Here is a 1,029-nt window from a genome sequence, read left to right as displayed (position 1 = left end):
GCCAGCGATGCGCGGCTGGGCTGGGCGCTGGCGGCGGCACTGGGCGCGCTGGCCGGGCTGCCGCCCCTGGCACAGTTCATGGCCGGTTTCCTGATGGTGCAGCAGGCGGTGGCGCGCCTGCCCTGGCTCGCGCTGCCGCTGGGCGCCGGGCTGGTGCTGCTGGCCATCGCCACTCTGGCGCGGCTGCGTTGGCTATGCTTCGGGCCGCCGCCCGCGCGTGGCGTGCCAGCTGGCCCCGGCAGCGGACAGACGGTGTTCCTGCTGATGCTGCTGCACCTGCTGGGCCTGCTGGCCCTGGGCCTGTTCCTGCCATCCCCGCTGGCCTCCCTGCTGGCCGAAGCCGCGCAGGTGGCCGGATGAGCGCCGCCAGCCGCCTGATCCGCGCCGCGCCCGAGGTTGCTCCCGGGCGCCACCGGCTGGATGCCGCCGGCTGGGCCGCGCTGCCCGCCGCCCTGGCCGGCGATCCCGCGCTGGAATTCTGGGGCCTCTGGGCTGAGCCGGGCGTGGTGCATGCCGCTTTCCGGGACGGCACCCTGCCGCTGCTGGCCAGCCTGGACGTGCCGGAAGGCCGCTACCCCGCGCTCTCCCCCGCCCGCCCCGCCGCCGCATGGTTCGAGCGGATGGTGGCTGACCTCTGGGGGCTGGTGGCGGAAGGTGGCACCGATGCGCGCTCCTGGCTGGACCATGGCCGCTGGCCCGCCACGGCGCCACTTTCCGGCCATCCCGGCCACCAGGCGGGCGAGCCGCCGCAGCCCGCCTTCCTGCCGGTGGAAGGACAGGGCCTGCACCAGTATCCGATGGGCCCGATCCTGCCCGGCGCCGGCCCTGGCCACTGGCGTGCCCATGTGCGGGGGGAGGCGGTGCACCGGCTGGAAGCCCGGCTGGGCTATGGCCATCGCGGTCTGCTGGGGCTGATGCAGGGCAAGTCGCCACGCGCCGCCGCGCGGCTGGTGGCACGGCTTTCCGCCGAGGCCGCCGTGGCGCATGGCTGGGCCTTCGCCCGCGCCGCCGAGGCCGCCGCCGGCATCG

Annotated in this window: 1 protein-coding gene and 1 pseudogene; both read left to right on the top strand. The window is 76.6% G+C overall.

Annotation, left to right across the window (positions count from 1 at the left end; all coding sequences use genetic code 11):
- Nucleotides 1-360, top strand: a pseudogene (locus IBL25_RS26330) (hydrogenase 4 subunit F); the annotation flags it as partial.
- Nucleotides 357-1,029: NADH-quinone oxidoreductase subunit C (locus tag IBL25_RS26325; protein ID WP_187781374.1), on the top strand; the 673-nt coding region annotated here is incomplete at its 3' end. The pseudogene IBL25_RS26330 and the gene IBL25_RS26325, both read left to right, overlap by 4 nt.

Source organism: Pseudoroseomonas ludipueritiae, from assembly GCF_014490445.1.
Taxonomy (GTDB): domain Bacteria; phylum Pseudomonadota; class Alphaproteobacteria; order Acetobacterales; family Acetobacteraceae; genus Pseudoroseomonas; species Pseudoroseomonas ludipueritiae.
Note: the sequence above shows the minus strand (reverse complement) of the source record. Positions and strands in the feature narration are given on the sequence as shown.